Raw genomic sequence first — 18,671 nt, 5'->3', positions numbered from 1 at the left:
CAGAATTGGCTAGGCAAAGTGTTTTTTAGCTTTTCGAGGATAATTCGGAAGACTGTAGTATTATATTTTTCATTTTAGCTAATTCAATTCTGGCATAACGATGTTCAACAAAATCATAAATGTTGGTCGCTAAGGTTAACCGATAAAAATTAGCAGCTTGCTGATATTGGCCATTTGCAGCAGCATGCTTAGCTAAGTAAAAATACGCTTCACATAAACGCTCTGCATATTCTTTTGGTTGAGACAAGCCCACTTTCGCCGCTGAAAATACTTGCTCTTGACTCATTTTACCTAAGTAAAAATCAACCAACACACTTGACCATTGTTGATTATTTAATTGTTTTCGTTGCGTCGCTAAATCGATTAACGCGTTATTTTTATCGACCTCTGAAGCCATCAAATAGAGCCAAAGTACACGATAACCATCAGTAGGGTCTCGATCATAAAACGCTTGCATGTCACTCACAGCTAATTGGTAACGCTCGCCATAATATAACGCGATGCCACGATTTAAGAAGGCATAATCATAGTTTGGTGACAGTTCCAGTACCCCATCAAATGCTTCATAGGCACTGTCAAACTCACCTTCTTGAGTATAATAAATACCCAAGAAATTATATGCATCCGCTAAATCGGGTTGCAACTTTAATGCTTGATGGAAATCAATTCGACCCAGTAAACGCAGTCCTACACTGTCATATATGACGCCGCGATCATAATGAAAACGTGCACGCTGTTCGTCAGTTAATTCCATGGTAGCCAAAATTTCATTTAGCTTTGCCAGCGTCACTTCTAACTTATAGTCTGGCATGACAGGAGCAACAATCATCTGCCCTGCAGTATCATCATTTGAACCTAACGTTGCAGCACAACCTGACAACATCATACTTGCACCAACAACAACGGCAACGATTGTGGTGCGTAGCTTACATTCCATCCGCTTTACCTTATCAGGTTCTATTAATATTCAACATCATAGCAATCTGGCAATCTAAGAGCCATGTGCATTAACGATTATTTTTCGATAGATAAAAAAAGGAGACCAAATGGTCTCCTTTTTTGTCGTTAAACTTTAAAAAATTACTCAGCAGTTTCTTTTGCTTGAGCTTCTTTAATTGACAGTCTTACGCGACCTTGACGATCCACTTCCATTACCTTAACAGCAACTTCTTGGTTCATCTCTAGGTGATCAGATACGTTAGCAACACGCTCATCACTGATTTGTGAAATATGCACTAAACCATCTTTGCCAGGTAGAATGTTAACAAATGCACCGAAATCTACGATACGGATAACTTTACCGTTATAGATACGACCCACTTCAACTTCGGCAGTGATTTCTTCAATACGACGAATCGCTTCTTTGGTAGCTTCGCCATTTGAAGAGGCAATTTTCACAGTACCATTGTCATCAAGTTCAATAGTTGTGCCAGTCTCTTCAGTTAGAGCACGAATTACTGCGCCGCCTTTACCAATCACATCACGGATCTTCTCTGGGTTGATCTTGATTGTGGTGATACGTGGAGCGTGAGCAGAAATATCGTCACGATGTGAACCAATAGCTTGATCCATTACGTTTAGGATATGAACACGTGCGCCATAAGCTTGTTGCAGTGCAATATCCATGATCTCTTTAGTGATACCTTCGATTTTGATATCCATCTGCAATGCAGTAATACCATCACGAGTACCGGCTACTTTAAAGTCCATATCACCTAAGTGATCTTCATCACCTAAGATGTCAGAAAGTACAACAAAATCGTCGCCTTCTTTAACAAGACCCATCGCAATACCAGCAACAGATGATTTAATCGGTACACCGGCATCCATTAATGCTAATGAAGTACCACATACAGAAGCCATTGAGCTTGAACCGTTAGATTCAGTAATTTCAGATACAACACGAATGCTGTATGGGAATTCTTCAGCAGAAGGCATAACGGCATTCATACCGCGCCATGCTAACTTACCATGGCCAATTTCGCGGCGCTTAGGTGAGCCAACCATACCTGTTTCACCAACAGAATACGGAGGGAAGTTATAATGAAGCATAAAGCGATTAGTACGCTCACCCATGATGCTATCAATCTTTTGTGCATCACGTTCAGTACCTAGAGTACAGGTAACTAAAGCTTGAGTTTCACCACGAGTAAATAATGAACTACCGTGAGTACGTGGAAGTACACCGGCTAAAACACTCAATGCGCGAATCATATCTGGTTCACGACCATCGATACGTGGCTTGCCACTGATAATACGTCCGCGAACAACATTTTTCTCTAGACTGCCAAGTAGATTGTCTACTTCGCGAGTATCAACATCTGGGTTTTCAGCCACTAATGCCGCTTTGGCAGCCGCTTTAACGATGCCAACTTGTACATAACGATCTTGCTTAACTTCGATTTGATAAGCTTCTGTCATGCCAGCTTCTGCAAGCTCTTTGATTTTAGCAACTAACACTTGATCTTGAACTGGTGCAGTCCAATCCCATGTTGGCTTGCCAGCTTCTGCTTTGAACTCAGCAATAGCATCAACAACGACTTGTTGTTGGTCATGACCATAAGTCACCGCACCTAGCATAATTTCTTCTGCAAGCGCTTTCGCTTCAGATTCAACCATCAGTACAGCAGCTTTAGTACCCGCAACGACTAAGTTTAATGAGCTTGTTGCAAGCTGATCAACCGTTGGGTTAAGGACATATTCATCGTTGATATAACCAACACGCGCCGCACCTAGTGGACCGCTGAAAGGAATACCAGAAATAGCTAATGCTGCAGAGGTACCGATCATTGAAACAATGTCTGGCTCAATTTGTGGGTCAACAGACACCACAGTGATGATAACTTGAACTTCGTTTTTAAAACCGTTAGGGAATAAAGGACGAATAGGACGGTCAATAAGGCGTGCAATCAGAGTTTCATCTTCTGAAGGACGACCTTCACGCTTGAAGAAACCACCAGGGATTTTACCTGCAGCATAGGTTTTTTCTTGATAGTTAACAGTTAGCGGGAAGAAGTCACGGCTTAAATCCGCTACTTTTTTACCAACTACAGTAACTAATACTGTGGTATCGCCCATGCTTGCTAAAACTGCAGCATCTGCTTGACGTGCAATAACACCTGTTTCTAAGGTGACTGTATGTTGACCATACTCAAAACTCTTTACAATTGGATTCACGTGACCCATTCCTTAATTTAATGACCTTTAATTACGCGCACAAGTATACTTCAATTACACCGAATAGTTAAATAGACGCGCGATACAGAATGAGAAAATGTTTTAAATAATCATTTTCCTAGATGAGATCACAGCATTAACAAACGATTTTGACAGTGATGAGCGAGTTTACTCCGATTAAATGACATGAGGTTCACTATTTGGCTTGATTATTAATGACAAGAGAGATGAATTTAACTAAAGTCGTAGTAATTAGTATTATTATTTTTTGTGAAAGTTAACTAATTAATTCGCCCTATTGGCGATTTAATTTATATTGAGTATAAATTCTTGTAGTTTTAGGCTGTTAAACTGCAAATTTAACGTGAAAAGTCACTTAGATGACATGGAATAATACATGACGGCTCGTTTTAAGTCTCTCACATGGAAACAAACTAACTTAGTAGTTTTTACTGCTTTGTTTTTTGCTGTTGCTATTTTTATCATCGAAATAGCACTCGTCGTTGTTACCGCTAAACAACAGCTTACCGCGGCACAACAAGAGCTGCTCAATTCCGTCGAACAAACCACTACCAACGCGGTATGGTCGTTAGATGATAAACTTGCCAGTCAAACCCTAGAAGGCATTATAAAAGTCGATAATGTTGGCTCTGCAGTCATCGAGCTCGATGATGGTTCATTGTTTGTGTCTGAGGTAAATGAAACCGGAGAGTCCTCAAAAGCTTATGTTTCCTTAAGTAATCGTCTGTTTGGGGATCTAAAAGAAATCGCCCGTCCACTGTATCGTCCTTTCTATTTTGAAGGAAACAAACAACAACAGCTTATTGGCACCCTGACGATTTTTTACGATACCCAAAAGCTGACCACGAAACTGTTTAATCAATTACAACTTGGACTTATCGCAACATTAGCTCGAGCATTATTACTCACATTAGTATTGACCGTAGTGTTTCATCGTTTTCTCACTCAACCGATTGCTCGGATTAGCGAAGCAATTGACAAAATTGATCCTGATTATCCTGACGAAAACCTGTTACCTATGTCAAAAGCTCATAAAGATGATGAGTTAGGACTGGTGACCAGTAAGTTTAATCAAATATTATTGCAGTTCAGTCAAACTCAAAATAAGCTGCGCAAAATGGCAACCCGAGATCCATTAACGGGCTTACCTAACAGGACCTTATTATTAGAGACATTGAATGTCACCATTCAACGCTCTCGAGTCCACAAACGAAATTTTGCTCTACTCTTCATTGACTTGGATCGCTTTAAAAATATTAATGACTCCTTAGGCCATGCCATAGGTGATCAGTTTCTGGCGCGTATTGCGCGTATATTAGAACGAGTGGTGGGTGACAGAGGCAGCGTGGCTCGTCTTGGCGGTGATGAATTTGTTATCTTAGCCGATGAGATCCAAACACCTTCACAAGCGGCAGACTTTGTTGATAAATTACTCGCTCAATTAAATACTCCAATCCAGCTTAATGAGCACGCAATTCATCCCGCGGCATCGATAGGTATCTCTATATATCCCGAGGACGGTATCACTGCGGAAGACCTAATTCGTCATGCCGATATCGCCATGTACAGCGCTAAAGCGGCTGGCTCTAATCAGTGGTCATTTTTCAAGCAACAAATGACTGAACGTGCGGCAATAAGACTTCGCACAGAAGCCTCATTACATGACGCATTGAAAAACAACGAATTCTTATTATATTTTCAACCTAAATTTGATTTAAAAACCAACAAAGTCGTCGGATGTGAAGCCCTTATCCGTTGGCAAAAAGACGGTCAATTGATAAGCCCGATGTCATTTATCCCTGTGGCCGAAGAAACCGGAATTATTATCCCAATTGGCCGTTGGGTTATCGAGCAAAGCTGCAAAGTGATCCGAGAATGGCAACGTAAATACAATTATGAGATCCCTATTGCGGTGAACGTGGCATCGCAGCAATTCGCTGATGCCAGTTTAGTACCCGACATCAAGCAACTGGCAATTCGATACCAGATACGTCCTGAATTACTGGAAATTGAAATTACTGAAACATCGCTGATGAATGATGTTGAACAAGCAGTGACTAAATTAGAACAGCTTAAATCTGCCGGTTTTGGTATTGCGGTCGATGATTTTGGCACAGGATACTCGTCATTATCCTATCTACGTCACTTGCCAATAACAACAATGAAGATTGATCGTGCCTTTGTAAGTGATCTTCCTGAAGATAGTGCAATCGCATCGACTATTTTAATGTTGGGTCGTCAACTTGATTTGACAATTGTTGCTGAAGGTATTGAAAATATTCAACAACTTGAATGGCTAAAAGAAAATCAATGTGAGATTGGTCAAGGCTTTTACTTTAGCCAACCACTGCCGTTAGCGGAGTTTGAAGAGAAATATATTATCAGTAATACAGCTAAAGTCATTCATGCTTAAACACTCTGTATAAGCCACAGTAAACCTATCTCGTCAGCGGCTTACCCATAAGCGGCAAAGTATCATTTAGCGGCTAATAATCCTGTTAAAGGCCCCCTTTTCCCTTATTAAGTGAAATCAACTAAGTTAGTAGGGCAAAGGGCTACTTGCGAGGTATTTGTTACCCAAGTTTAGGGTGATTACAACCCACAATTCTTTTTTCTTTCAGTTCTTAATAATTTCAAGACTTAAAGCTGAGTAAAATATCCTAAAGACAAAACATAGATGAAGTTGCTCTGGAGTGATTAAAGTGCGGTTAAGTGCCCATTAACTCTTGTTGAATGTAGTCATGATCTACGGCCATTATTTATCCAAGCCTTAAAGGCTATTTCGGTAGATATGACAATATCGATACAGATGTGATCAATCAAAGTATGACTAAAAAAACAACCACAAATGATTATGGGAACTGGTCAGTGAAAGGATGGGCTAAAAACAAGCATTTTTAGGCAATAAAAAAGGAAGCTATTAGCCTCCTTTTTTATGGTTTAATCAGCCTAATAAAATAAGCCGAGTGTCGAATTAACGACGTAAACCTAACTTCTGGATCATAGCAGTGTAACGTGCTACGTCAGTACGCTTTAAGTAAGCAGAAAGCTTACGGCGTGCACTAACCATACGTAATAAACCACGACGAGAGTGGTGATCATGGATGTGCTCTTTAAAGTGACTTTGAAGGTGGTTAATTTGAGCAGTTAACAAAGCTACTTGAACTTCAGTTGAACCTGTATCGTTTTCGCCGCGACCAAAATCAGCTAAAATTTTTGCTTTTGCTTCAGCACTTAGTGACATGTGTATCTCCAAAAAAAGTAAATGTATCTCAAGCCGATCACTAACTCAGCCAGAGCGAGGGCAGCATTTTAACCAGATTGATGGTTAACCGCAATATAAATTCGATTATTTATCAGTAAAAGCAAACAACAACTCCGACTGATTACTCTGCAGGAGCATTATCATGGATCACAATCAAACGCTTTGGTGCTAATAAGCCATCATCATTCATGATGCCCATACCAACAAACCGACGTTCATCACCAATAGTGATACGTACTAATTCATCAGGCTTAAGTCCAGCAGCCTGAATAGCCTGGCCTTGCATGACGTAATATAGCATCGCCTCTGGCAAGTTAATTTCAGGGAAATTAGCGACCGCGGTGTCCATTGGTAATAATAATGGGTCCATCAGAGTTTGAGGCGCAACGTCATCTCTATGAGCTTGCTCAAGTAGCGCTTCTAATTGCGCTAAGGTGACCATTTTTTCATACGGATATTCGGCAACTTGAGTACGACGCAGCATAATAACATGTGCACCACATCCCAACATTTCACCTAAATCATCAATAATGGTCCGTATGTAAGTCCCTTTAGAACAATGAATATCTAGGGTTAACTCATCACCTTCAAGCTTGATAAAATTAAGCTCAAAAACAGTGATTGGTCGAGATTCACGAGGTACTTCAATGCCTTCACGTGCATACTTATACAAAGGCTGGCCTTGGTATTTTAATGCCGAATACATTGATGGTACTTGTTGTGTTGTGCCACGAAAAAAGGCCAGTTTCTCATCGAGTTGTGCTTGAGTAAAATTAACAGGACGCGTCTGAACGACTTCGCCATCTGAATCACTCGTATCAGTGCGCTCACCCAATTTAGCCGTCACCAGATAACGTTTATCCGAGTCTAATAAATGCTGAGAGAACTTAGTCGCTTCTCCAAGACAAATAGGCAACATTCCTGTTGCTAGCGGATCCAAAGCACCTGTGTGGCCCGCTTTATTGGCATTAAAAAAGCGCTTAACTCTTTGCAGAGCAAAGTTAGAGCTCATGCCAGTATCTTTATCGAGTAATACTATTCCGTCGATGAAGCGACCTTTAGGGCGACGAGCCATTAATCTTGCTCCTTTTCACCGTCAACAGACTCGCTGTTATCAGAGATTTCTGGAGTAAATTGCTGTTGCTTGGCTTTATCTTTATTAATGACTTGGGTTACTAGGTTAGACATGCGCATGCCTTCTACCAGTGAGCTATCATAAATAAAGCGTAATTCAGGCATGACGCGTAATTTCATACGCCCAGCAACCAAAGTACGAACATAAGGTGCAGCAACAGTGAGTGCATCAATTTTTTGTTGAACAAGTTCAGTGTCTTCTTCAAAGAAGGTCACAAACACTTTTGCATAACTTAAATCACGTGAAACGTCGACATCGTTTACGGTAATGAAACCAATGCGAGGATCTTTCATATCGCGTTGCAACACCATAGCAAGTTCTTGCTGGAGCTGTTGCGCAATGCGACGTGTACGACTAAATTCTTTTGCCATGATGATATGCCATATCGTTAGGTCTACAATCAAAAAGGGCGGCTAAAGCCGCCCTTCCATTGGTACTTATAAGGTGCGAGCAATTTCGACTGTTTCGAACACTTCAATTTGATCGCCCACTCGGACGTCATTGTAGTTCTTAACACCGATACCACATTCCATGCCATTACGCACTTCAGGAGCATCATCTTTAAAGCGACGTAAAGACTCAAGTTCACCTTCGAAGATAACTACGTTGTCACGTAATACACGAATTGGTGCGCTACGTTTAACGATACCTTCGGTAACCATACAACCTGCAATAGCGCCGATTTTAGGAGACTTAAATACATCACGAACTTCTGCAAGGCCGATAATTTCTTGTCTAAACTCAGGTGCTAACATACCTGTCATTGCAGCACGAACTTCATCAATTAGGTTGTAGATGATGCTGTAATAACGTAAATCGACACTTTCTGAATCTATGGTTTTGCGAGCCTGTGCATCAGCACGGACGTTGAAACCAACAAGAATCGCATTTGAAGCAGCGGCTAATGTTGCGTCGGTTTCGGTTAATGCACCAACACCGCGAGCAATAATGTTCACTTTAACTTCAGCTGTTGACAGTTTAGCTAAAGATTCGCAAATCGCTTCAAGAGAACCTTGAACATCAGCTTTAAGTACGATGTTAAGCTCTTGTACTTCGCCTTCTTCCATGTTGGCAAACATGTTTTCTAGTTTAGACTTCTGCTGACGCGCTAACTTAACATCACGGAATTTACCTTGACGATATAAAGCGACTTCACGAGCTTTACGTTCATCACGTACAACAGTGGCTTCATCACCCGCAGAAGGCACACCAGAGAGACCTAAAATTTCAACCGGAATAGAAGGACCCGCTTCAGTAATTGAATGACCATTTTCGTCTTTCATCGCACGGATTTTACCGTACTCTAAACCACATAAAACGATATCACCTTGGCGTAACGTACCTTCTTGAACCAAGATAGTTGCCACAGGACCACGACCTTTATCAAGTTGTGATTCAATAACAACACCTGCAGCCATACCATCACGTACTGCTTTAAGTTCTAATACTTCAGATTGAAGTAAGATACCTTCTAACAATTCGTCAACGCCCATACCAGTTTTGGCTGATACGTGAACGAACATGTTATCTCCGCCCCAATCATCTGACATGATGCCATGTTGAGACAGCTCACTCTTAACACGCTCTGGATCAGCATCTGGCTTATCCATTTTGTTAACAGCTACGATTAACGGTACGTTACCCGCTTTAGCATGTTGAATCGCTTCAATCGTTTGTGGCATTACGCCATCATCGGCAGCAACAACCAAAATAACAATATCAGTCGCCTTAGCACCACGAGCACGCATTGACGTAAACGCCGCGTGACCAGGAGTATCAAGGAAAGTGATCATGCCGTTTTCAGTTTCAACGTGGTATGCACCAATATGCTGAGTAATACCACCGGCTTCGCCAGCAGCAACTTTCGCACGACGAATATAATCAAGTAATGACGTCTTACCATGGTCAACGTGACCCATGATAGTCACAACAGGAGCACGAGACTCTAGTTGGATGTTGTCATCGCGATCTTTTAGTACTTGATGCTCAAGCTCGTTTTCACGAATCAGCACAACCTTATGACCTAACTCTTCAGCAACCATTTGAGCGGTTTCTTGGTCAAGTACTTGGTTAATCGTCACCATAGAGCCCATTTTCATCATTTGCTTGATGATAACAGTGGCTTTGATTGCCATTAAATGCGCTAATTCAGATACAGTTACGGTTTCACCGATGCGTACATCACGACTAACTGCTGCAGCGGGTTTATTAAAACCGTGCGCCATAGATTCTGGTGCTGTGCTGCGGTTACGCATGTGTTTTTCACGACCGTCACGCGCATCTTTTCCGCCACGTTTTTTGTTGGCATTTTTGTTGCGAGCACGACGACCACGTTTTTCATCATCGGCATCAGAACTGTCTTCAGCTGCACGAGCAACTTTAGATGTGGTGATATGGTGATCACCGTTCTTTTCTGCATCTAAACGTTGACGTTCTTCTTCAGCCCAACGCTTTGAGTTTACTTCAGCAAGTAGACGTGCTGTTTCAGCTGCTTTGGCGGCTTCATCTTTTTGCTTCTGAGTTAACACAGCTTCTTGAGTCGCTTTTAAACGCTCGGCTTCAGCTTTTGCTGCTGCAGTTTCTGGGTCAGCAACTTTAGTTACTTTAGGTTCAGACTTTACTTTTTCTGATTTCAATTTGGCTTCTGCTTCCGCTTTTTTCTTTGCTTCAGCATTAGCTTTCGCTTCTGCCGCTGCTTTTGCTTCAGCTTCCACTCTTACTTGAGCTTCAGCATCTGCTTTGGCTTTTGCTTGAGCTTCTAATTCAGCTTGTTTGGCTAATTCTGCATCATCACGCTTAACAAAAGTACGTTTCTTACGTACTTCTACTTTAACGTCTTTCGACTGACCGCCAGTGCTTGCAACACTTAACGTAGACACGGTTTTACGTTGCAATGTCATTTTAGTCGGTACTGAATCTGCACCATGCTGTTTTTTTAGAAAATCAAGAAGCTGTTGCTTCTCTTTTTCTGAAACAGTATCGAGTTGTTTTTTGCTTATACCAGCATCTGAGAATTGTTCGATTAATCGATCAACTGATTTTCCCACTTCCGCTGCTAATTTTTCTACACTTGTATCTGCCATCAATTAAATCCCCCTGTTGATCGACTTATGCTTCTTCGCCAAACCAACAGATATTGCGGGCAGCCATGATGAGCTCACCTGCTTTTTCTTCTGTTAATTCTTCAATATCAATTAAATCGTCAATACCTTGCTCGGCCAAGTCTTCTAAAGTCACTACGCCTTTGCTCGCTAGAACATAAGCTAAATGTCTTTCTAATCCTTCCAATGCTAATAAATCATCACTTGGCTCTGCACCATCTAACGCTTCTTCAGACGCTAATGCTCTTGTAGAGATAGCGGCCTTTGCACGTTCACGTAATGCTTCAACGATTCCTTCGTCGAAACCTTCTATTGCTAATAGCTCAGATTCTGGAACATAAGCGATCTCTTCTAACGAAGTGAATCCCTCATCAGCCAATACGGCTGCAAAATCTTGATCTACATCTAGATAAGCCACAAACAAGTCAATCACCTTAGCGCTTTCGGCTTGGTGTTTTTTGTTCATGTCTTCAACTGTCATTACGTTCAGTTCCCAACCAGTCAGTTGAGTCGCTAAACGTACGTTCTGGCCGTTACGACCAATAGCTTGTGCCAAACTGTCTGCTTCAACAGCAATATCCATCGAATGATTGTCTTCGTCGACAATGATAGAGGCAACATCAGCTGGCGCCATGGCATTGATCACATATTGCGCTGGATTATCATCCCACAACACGATATCAACACGCTCGCCGCCTAACTCGTTTGATACGGCTTGCACTCGAGCACCACGCATACCAACACAAGCACCAATTGGATCGATACGACGGTCATTTGATTTAACGGCTATTTTAGCACGAGCGCCTGGATCACGAGCAGCACCCATCACTTCAATCAATTCGTCGTAAATTTCTGGCACTTCAACCCGAAATAGCTCAATCAGCATTTCTGGCTTGCTACGAGTTAAAAATAACTGCGCACCGCGAGCTTCTGGACGAACTGAGTACAATAATGCACGCACACGGTCACCAGGACGGAAAGATTCACGGCTGATTAAATCTTCTTTAAATAATACGCCATCAGCATTATTACCTAAATCAACAACCACGCTTTCACGGGTGCTTTTCTTAACAACACCAGTAACAATCTCACCTTCACGTTCAATAAATTGTTCAACAATTTGTGCACGTTCAGCTTCACGTACTTTTTGCACGATAACTTGTTTAGCAGTTTGTGTAGTAATACGGTCAAATGCGACAGAGTCGATTTGATCTTCGATATACTCACCAACTTGAATCTCTGGCTCTTCATAACGAGCGGCTTCGAAGGTAATTTCGCTATATGGGTTTTCCAAAGCCTCGCCATGATCGTCAACAACCATCCAACGACGGAAAGTATCGTAGTGACCGGTTTTACGATCAATCGCAACGCGAACTTCAATATCGCCTTCGTATTTTTTCTTTGTTGCGGTAGCCAGTGCAATTTCTAGCGCTTCGAAAATCTTCTCGCGCGGAAGGCCTTTCTCATTGGAAACCGCTTCTGCGACTAGCAGGATCTCTTTATTCATTTGGTCTTGCCTCGTCCTTCACCTGAAACTATCAAAACTTAGCGATAATGCTGCCTTTACGGATATTATCCAAAGCAACAATCAAGTCTTTACCATCAACGGTTATGGTGAGCATTTGCCCATCAACACTATTGATGACGCCTTTTAAATTACGACTACCCGCAACAGGCATAGTCAGTTGTATTTTTGCATCCTCACCTTTATAGGCAGCATATTGCTCGGCGGTAAATAACGGTCTATCTACGCCAGGTGAAGATACTTCTAATGTGTATTCTGTAGAAATAGGGTCTTCAACATCCATAACTGCGCTAACTTGACGACTGGCTGCTGCACAATCTTCAATATTGATGCCATTCTCGTGATCAATAAAAACACGTAAAATTGAATGACGACCAGCTTGAATATATTCAATGCCCCATAGTTTAAAGCCTAATGCTTCAACAGGTACTGTTAACATTTCAACAAGCTTGGATTCTATTGTTGCCAAAAATGACCCCCAAAAAAACAAAAAAAGGGCTAATAGCCCCATTGCAACCCGCATAAAACACGGATATTTAAAAGTTCATATAACAAAAAACCCCGTAATCACGAGGTTATTTTATTATAAAACCTGTAAATTGTAATTTATTTTCTAACGAAATTAAATTACAAGGAGCTGGTTGCGGGGGCCGGACTTGAACCGACGACCTTCGGGTTATGAGCCCGACGAGCTACCAACTGCTCCACCCCGCGTCAACTGTATGCAAGTATATTGATTTACACTATATCTTGCAATAACTAATCAAACGCTATCTATCATTTGTTAGTTAAATTTGGTGCCGAGAGCGGGACTTGAACCCGCACGTCCGTTAAGACACAGCCACCTCAAGGCTGCGCGTCTACCAATTCCACCACCTCGGCGTTACCTGGTTTACTAGTCAGGAATTTTCGTTTCTGACTTTTCGGTTTGCACCGGAGCTTCATCAATGATTTGCTCTGCTGCTGGACCTAAATCTTTCCACTGATCATTTTGCTCTGTGTGATTAGCACTTAAATTACCAATCACTAAACTCAACGCAAAAAAGCCAATGGCTAATACTGCAGTACTGCGAGTCAGGAAATTACCTGAACCACTTGAGCCAAATAATGTGCCTGAAGCACCGGCTCCGAAAGATGCGCCCATGTCGGCACCCTTTCCTTGTTGGATTAATATTAAGCCGATAAGACCTAACGCTACCACCAAGTATACAACTATAAGAACTTCGTACATATAATTACGCGCTCATTGCTATGGTACATAAACTTAAAAACTCACTTGAGTTCAAACTTGCACCGCCAATCAGACCACCATCAACATCAGGCTGGGCAAATATATCTGCCGCATTGCTTGGGGTGACGCTACCACCGTAAAGAATTCTGATATTCTCACCAATAAAGGGAGAAACTTCCGAGAGGCGACTGCGAATAAACGCATGTACTTCTTGTGCCTGCTCTGGTGTAGCACTTTTACCTGTCCCTACTGCCCATAAAGGTTCGTAAGCGATAATTGCGTTATCAAAAGCCATGGTACCGTTTTTTTCAATTACTATATCAAGCTCTTCCGCAATCACCTCAAAGGTACGTCTTGCTTCACGAGCTGGTCCTGATTCACCTACACACAAAATCGGTGTCAGACCATGTTTCTGAGCAGCAGCAAATTTCTCTGCCACAATATTACTCGTCTCTCCGTACATACGGCGACGTTCGGAATGGCCGATAATCACATACCGACATCCAGAATCTTTTAGCATCTGCCCGGATATTTCGCCTGTGTATGCACCAAAATCATGTTGACTCAGATTTTGTGCACCCATTCTAACAAGCGCACCATCTAAGGTTTGCTTATTGGCTTCAAGCAGCTGCCGAACACTTTCAAGATAAATTGAAGGCGGGCATAAAACCACTTCAGCGGAATCATTTTGGAGCTTGGTAGCAAACTTCTTGAAAAGCTCTTGGGCTAATGCCGAATTACCATTCATTTTCCAGTTACCAGCGACCATAGGACGTCTGAGTGCCATTCACTGTCTCCTCTGAAAGCGGCGTGAATAATAGCGAACCACTTATCAAGTTACAAGAGCTAAAAGGGGAATATTTCATATAAACTGTCGAAGCGTCTACTTTTTGAGCGAGCAACGGCTTATCTTAATATTCAAATAATTAACATGCTGCCTTTACCGCGTCAGCAATACGATTTGCATGCGCAAGCACTTGGGGATGATCATCTCCCTCGACCATGACTCTAATTAACGGTTCAGTACCCGACTTACGTAATAATACACGTCCACGAGCACCCAATTGTTGTTCAACATCCGCTTTAGCTAACTTAACCGCCTCGCTATCGAGTGGATTAGAGCTGCCTTCAAAACGCACATTAACTAACACTTGCGGTAACATCTTCATCGATTCAGTTAATTGTTCAAGTGAAGCATTTTGACGTCGCATTGCCGCGAGGACTAAAATACCAGCAATGATACCATCACCAGTAGTACCATGATCAAGATTAAGAATATGGCCAGAGTTTTCACCGCCTATTCGCCACTTATTCTTCTTCAGCATCTCCATGACATAGCGGTCACCGACCTTAGAACGAACAAAAGGAATATCAAGTGCTTGCAGCGCTAAGTCCAAACCTAAATTAGACATTACGGTGCCAACAACTCCGCCGTTTAAAATACCACGTTTTTGGGCATCTACCGCTAAAATATATAAAATCTGATCACCATCAACCACTGCGCCATGACGATTAACCATCATAATGCGATCGCCATCACCATCTAATGCAATACCTAAATCAGCTTTTTCAACTAAAACGGTTTCACAGATTTTGGCCATTGCTGTTGCGCCGACTTTATCATTGATATTGAGACCGTCAGGTTTATCTCCAATAGCAATAACATCGGCACCTAATTCACGAAAAACATTAGGAGCAATATGGTAAGTGGCGCCATGAGCACAATCAACGACTATTTTTAATCCTTTAAGTGTTTGATCAGCTGGAAAATTACCTTTGCAGTACTCGATATAGCGCCCTGCTGCATCATCAATACGCCGAGCCTTGCCCAGTAGATGCGACTCAACACAGACTAACGGTTTTTCAAGTTCTGCTTCTATTTCTAGCTCGATGGCATCATCCAGTTTACTGCCATCGGTAGAGAAAAACTTGATACCGTTATCATAATAAGGATTGTGTGATGCACTAATCACGACACCGGCCTCGGCGCGAAAGGTACGAGTTAAATAAGCCACTGCTGGAGTTGGCATAGGGCCTAGCAGCAAAACGTTAAGTCCCGCGGCTGATAAACCTGCCTCTAAAGCTGATTCAAACAGGTAACCTGAAATACGAGTATCCTTACCAATAATCACTTTTTGGGTGCCATTTCGAGACAATACTCGTCCAGCCGCCCAACCGAGCTTCAATGCCAATTCAGGAGTCATTTTACCCGCCCCTACTTTGCCGCGAATACCATCGGTTCCAAAAAATTTTCTTTGCTTCACAGATCCCTACTTAAGTGTTTTCACTTTACTGATAACATTATTATGTGATGCAACTATAGATTAGCCATGGTTTCTGACATCACTTTAAGTACATCGACTGTTTCTGGTACATCATGAACTCGAATAATTTGTGCACCTTGCTGAGCTGCAATTAATGCACCAGCAAGGCTTCCGGCAAGGCGTTGGTCTATATCACGCGCTAACAGGTCGCCGATCATGCTTTTTCGCGACAGACCGATCAATAAAGGCAAATGAAATTCATGTAACTTTGGCAATGCCGCTAATAGACGGTAATTATGCGCTAAAGTTTTGCCAAAACCAAAACCTGGATCGAGAATTAAACGCTCGCGCTCAATTCCAGCCGCTTCACAGTAAGCGATACGTAATTCAAAAAAAGCCGCCACTTCATCAATCACATCCTCATACTCAGGTTGATCTTGCATAGTTTGCGGTTCGCCTTGCATGTGCATTAAGCAAATTGGCACATCTAACGTTGCAGCCATGGCTAAAGCACCTGGTACTTGTAACGCGCGCACATCGTTGATTAAATTAGCTCCGGCATTGACAGCTTGTTCCATCACTTCAGGTTTGCTGGTATCGATTGAAATCCATACATTGTGTGTTTTTGCTGTGTATTCGATGATAGGGATCACTCGGGCAAGTTCTTGCTCAATCGTCACTTCTGCAGCACCAGGTCGGGTTGACTCACCACCCACATCAATAATTAATGCACCTTGCTCTACCATATTATCAACATGACGACAGGCTTGTTCAAAACCAATATATTCACCGCCATCGGAAAATGAATCAGGCGTCACATTCACTATCCCCATCACTACAGGGCTTGATAAGTCTAGAGTTTTATTAGCATGAGTTAATTGAAACACGGGTATTTTCCTAGATAAGATTAAAAACAAGAAAACCCCTTTCGGGGTTTTCTTTATTTGCTAAATTGTTTATTTAGCGGGTGATTCATCCGCGTCATTGGTATCGGCTTTATTATCGACTTTAACGTCGGTTTTAGCCTCATCCACTGGCGTTTCGGCTTCAGATTTAGGCGTGTTATTGCCACTATCTTTGTCGTCTGATGATTCATCTTTTTGCCATTCAGCTGGCATGCGCACTTCGCGGCGATTCATTAGATCATCGATTTGCAACGAGTCAATAGTTTCATATTTCATCAATGCGTCTTTCATCGCATGTAAAATATCCATATTGTCTGTCAACATCGCTTGCGCACGTTGATAGTTTTTATCGATAAACATCTTAATTTCAGAGTCAATCAATGTTGCTGTATCACCTGACATTGCCTTTGCTTTACCCATACTGCGACCTAAGAAAACTTCGTTTTCTTCTTCTGCGTAAAGTAATGGACCTAGCTTGTCAGAGAAACCCCATTGCGTAACCATATTACGAGCTATCGATGTAGCGTACTTAATATCTTGCGAAGCCCCTGTAGACACTTTTTCACTTCCGTAAATAAGTTCTTCAGCTAAACGTCCACCATAGGCAACTGAAATTTGTGATTCCAATTTACGACGGCTTTGGCTAACGGCATCAGCTTCAGGTAAAAAGAAGGTCACACCTAATGCACGGCCACGCGGAATAATAGTCACTTTATGCACTGGGTCATGTTCTGGTACCAAGCAACCAATAATGGCATGTCCAGCTTCATGATAAGCGGTCATTTCTTTGTCAGATTCAGACATCACCATAGAACGGCGCTCTGCACCCATCATGATTTTATCTTTAGCACGCTCAAACTCTTCCATACCAACAACACGACGATTACCGCGAGCAGCGAATAACGCCGCTTCGTTGACAAGGTTTGCTAAGTCAGCACCAGAGAAGCCTGGCGTACCACGCGCAATGACACTGGCTTTAACATCATCTGATAAAGGGACTTTACGCATATGAACTTTAAGAATTTGTTCACGACCACGAACATCAGGCAAGCCAACGACAACTTGACGGTCAAATCGACCTGGACGCAATAACGCTGAATCAAGTACGTCTGGACGGTTAGTTGCTGCAATAACAATAACGCCTTCATTACCTTCAAAGCCGTCCATTTCAACCAAAAGCTGGTTTAATGTTTGCTCACGCTCATCATGCCCACCACCTACACCGGCACCACGTTGGCGGCCTACGGCATCGATTTCATCAATAAAAATGATACAAGGAGCAGATTTTTTAGCTTGTTCGAACATGTCACGTACACGGGATGCACCAACACCGACAAACATTTCCACAAAGTCAGAACCCGAAATGGTAAAGAACGGCACCTTAGATTCACCGGCAATTGCCTTGGCTAATAAGGTTTTACCTGTACCAGGTTGTCCGACCATCAGAACGCCCGTAGGAATACGACCGCCTAATTTTTGGAACTTGGTTGGGTCTCGTAAATAATCAACAAGTTCTTTGACTTCTTCTTTTGCTTCATCACAACCTGCAACGTCAGCAAAAGTGGTTTTGATTTGGTCTTCGCTCATCAGTTTGGCTTTACTTTTACCAAACGACATTGCGCCCTTGCCGCCACCGCCTTGCATTTGTCGCATGAAAAATATCCATACGCCAATTAGCAGTAACATTGGGAACCATGAAATAAAGATTTGGGTTAGGAAACCTGACTCTTCAGCTTCTTGGCCTTTCATGGTGATGCCTTTACGATCAAGATCATTAATTAAATCTTGGTCATATATAGGCATGATTGTGGTGAACTTCTCGCCGGTACGTTTAGTTCCTTCAATCGTCCGTTGGTCGCTTTTTATTTCAACCGTGTTTATTTGACCATTTCGAACATTGTCCAAAAAGGCGGAATAATCCATCTTCTGCGAATTCGAAGAAGAGGGGGAATAACCCTGAAACACTGACATCAGTACAACAGCGATGACAACCCAGAGTATTAAATTTTTTGCCATGTCACTCAAATTACTAGACCTCTTAACAGTC

The 18,671-nt window shown here is 42.2% G+C and carries 14 protein-coding genes and 2 tRNA genes; 1 reads left to right on the top strand and 15 read right to left on the bottom strand.

The window, feature by feature from the left end:
• Positions 1-25: 25 nt before the first annotated feature.
• Positions 26-937, bottom strand: a complete 912-nt coding sequence (nlpI, locus tag H5123_RS10025) for a lipoprotein NlpI (RefSeq protein WP_182697864.1) — start codon at positions 935-937, stop codon at positions 26-28.
• 143 nt (positions 938-1,080) lie between these two features.
• Positions 1,081-3,177 carry a polyribonucleotide nucleotidyltransferase gene (gene pnp / locus H5123_RS10020; RefSeq protein ID WP_124017630.1) on the bottom strand — a complete coding sequence of 699 codons (2,097 nt, stop codon included), beginning with the start codon at positions 3,175-3,177 and terminating at the stop codon, positions 1,081-1,083.
• 397 nt (positions 3,178-3,574) lie between these two features.
• On the opposite strand from pnp, the gene H5123_RS10015 reads away from it, so the two are divergent.
• The gene (locus H5123_RS10015) at positions 3,575-5,611 is read left to right on the top strand and encodes a bifunctional diguanylate cyclase/phosphodiesterase (RefSeq protein WP_124017631.1); all 2,037 of its coding nucleotides are present in this window, start codon (positions 3,575-3,577) and stop codon (positions 5,609-5,611) included.
• Positions 5,612-6,172: 561 nt separating this feature from the next.
• Here the strand turns inward: H5123_RS10015 and rpsO are convergent.
• The 13 genes from rpsO to ftsH form a co-directional block, all read right to left on the bottom strand.
• The gene (gene rpsO, locus H5123_RS10010; RefSeq protein WP_124017632.1) at positions 6,173-6,442 is read right to left on the bottom strand and encodes a 30S ribosomal protein S15; all 270 of its coding nucleotides are present in this window, start codon (positions 6,440-6,442) and stop codon (positions 6,173-6,175) included.
• 142 nt (positions 6,443-6,584) lie between these two features.
• Positions 6,585-7,538, bottom strand: coding sequence for a tRNA pseudouridine(55) synthase TruB (gene truB, locus H5123_RS10005; RefSeq protein WP_124017633.1), 954 nt, complete (start codon positions 7,536-7,538; stop codon positions 6,585-6,587).
• Complete coding sequence (gene rbfA, locus H5123_RS10000) at positions 7,538-7,969, bottom strand: 30S ribosome-binding factor RbfA (protein ID WP_182697863.1); 432 nt, start codon at positions 7,967-7,969, stop codon at positions 7,538-7,540. Before rbfA ends, truB begins: the two co-directional genes overlap by 1 nt.
• Positions 7,970-8,035: 66 nt before the next feature.
• Positions 8,036-10,681, bottom strand: a complete 2,646-nt coding sequence (gene infB, locus H5123_RS09995; protein ID WP_124017635.1) for a translation initiation factor IF-2 — start codon at positions 10,679-10,681, stop codon at positions 8,036-8,038.
• A gap of 25 nt (positions 10,682-10,706) precedes the next feature.
• On the bottom strand, positions 10,707-12,206 hold the full coding sequence (gene nusA / locus H5123_RS09990) for a transcription termination factor NusA (protein WP_124017636.1): 1,500 nt from the start codon (positions 12,204-12,206) through the stop codon (positions 10,707-10,709).
• A gap of 31 nt (positions 12,207-12,237) precedes the next feature.
• Complete coding sequence (gene rimP, locus H5123_RS09985) at positions 12,238-12,693, bottom strand: ribosome maturation factor RimP (RefSeq protein ID WP_124017637.1); 456 nt, start codon at positions 12,691-12,693, stop codon at positions 12,238-12,240.
• A 169-nt stretch (positions 12,694-12,862) separates the two neighbouring features.
• Positions 12,863-12,938, bottom strand: a tRNA-Met gene (locus H5123_RS09980).
• Between the two features lie 81 nt (positions 12,939-13,019).
• Positions 13,020-13,106: transfer RNA gene (locus H5123_RS09975), tRNA-Leu, on the bottom strand.
• A gap of 13 nt (positions 13,107-13,119) precedes the next feature.
• Positions 13,120-13,455: a preprotein translocase subunit SecG gene (gene secG / locus H5123_RS09970; RefSeq protein WP_124017638.1), complete on the bottom strand. Its 336-nt coding sequence runs from the start codon at positions 13,453-13,455 to the stop codon at positions 13,120-13,122.
• A 4-nt stretch (positions 13,456-13,459) separates the two neighbouring features.
• Complete coding sequence (gene tpiA, locus H5123_RS09965) at positions 13,460-14,242, bottom strand: triose-phosphate isomerase (protein WP_124017639.1); 783 nt, start codon at positions 14,240-14,242, stop codon at positions 13,460-13,462.
• A 139-nt stretch (positions 14,243-14,381) separates the two neighbouring features.
• Positions 14,382-15,719 (bottom strand): phosphoglucosamine mutase, encoded by a 1,338-nt coding sequence (gene glmM, locus H5123_RS09960; RefSeq protein WP_182697862.1) that lies wholly within the window; start codon positions 15,717-15,719, stop codon positions 14,382-14,384.
• Positions 15,720-15,772: 53 nt separating this feature from the next.
• Positions 15,773-16,552 carry a dihydropteroate synthase gene (gene folP / locus H5123_RS09955; protein ID WP_220487603.1) on the bottom strand — a complete coding sequence of 260 codons (780 nt, stop codon included), beginning with the start codon at positions 16,550-16,552 and terminating at the stop codon, positions 15,773-15,775.
• A gap of 123 nt (positions 16,553-16,675) precedes the next feature.
• Positions 16,676-18,649 (bottom strand): ATP-dependent zinc metalloprotease FtsH, encoded by a 1,974-nt coding sequence (gene ftsH, locus H5123_RS09950; RefSeq protein ID WP_182697860.1) that lies wholly within the window; start codon positions 18,647-18,649, stop codon positions 16,676-16,678.
• Positions 18,650-18,671: the final 22 nt, after the last annotated feature.

This window comes from Shewanella sp. SR43-4 (genome assembly GCF_014163845.1).
Lineage (GTDB): Bacteria > Pseudomonadota > Gammaproteobacteria > Enterobacterales > Shewanellaceae > Shewanella > Shewanella vesiculosa.
The sequence above is the reverse complement of the archived record's forward strand: the minus strand, read 5'-3'. Positions and strand labels throughout refer to the sequence as shown.

Coding starts and splice junctions, on each gene's coding strand:
- nlpI (WP_182697864.1), bottom strand. CDS start 937: ATGGAATGTAAGCTACGCACCACAATCGTTGCCGTTGTTGTTGGTGCA.
- H5123_RS10015 (WP_124017631.1), top strand. CDS start 3,575: ATGACGGCTCGTTTTAAGTCTCTCACATGGAAACAAACTAACTTAGTA.
- rpsO (WP_124017632.1), bottom strand. CDS start 6,442: ATGTCACTAAGTGCTGAAGCAAAAGCAAAAATTTTAGCTGATTTTGGT.
- truB (WP_124017633.1), bottom strand. CDS start 7,538: ATGGCTCGTCGCCCTAAAGGTCGCTTCATCGACGGAATAGTATTACTC.
- rbfA (WP_182697863.1), bottom strand. CDS start 7,969: ATGGCAAAAGAATTTAGTCGTACACGTCGCATTGCGCAACAGCTCCAG.
- infB (WP_124017635.1), bottom strand. CDS start 10,681: ATGGCAGATACAAGTGTAGAAAAATTAGCAGCGGAAGTGGGAAAATCA.
- nusA (WP_124017636.1), bottom strand. CDS start 12,206: ATGAATAAAGAGATCCTGCTAGTCGCAGAAGCGGTTTCCAATGAGAAA.
- secG (WP_124017638.1), bottom strand. CDS start 13,455: ATGTACGAAGTTCTTATAGTTGTATACTTGGTGGTAGCGTTAGGTCTT.
- tpiA (WP_124017639.1), bottom strand. CDS start 14,242: ATGGCACTCAGACGTCCTATGGTCGCTGGTAACTGGAAAATGAATGGT.
- folP (WP_220487603.1), bottom strand. CDS start 16,552: ATGGGGATAGTGAATGTGACGCCTGATTCATTTTCCGATGGCGGTGAA.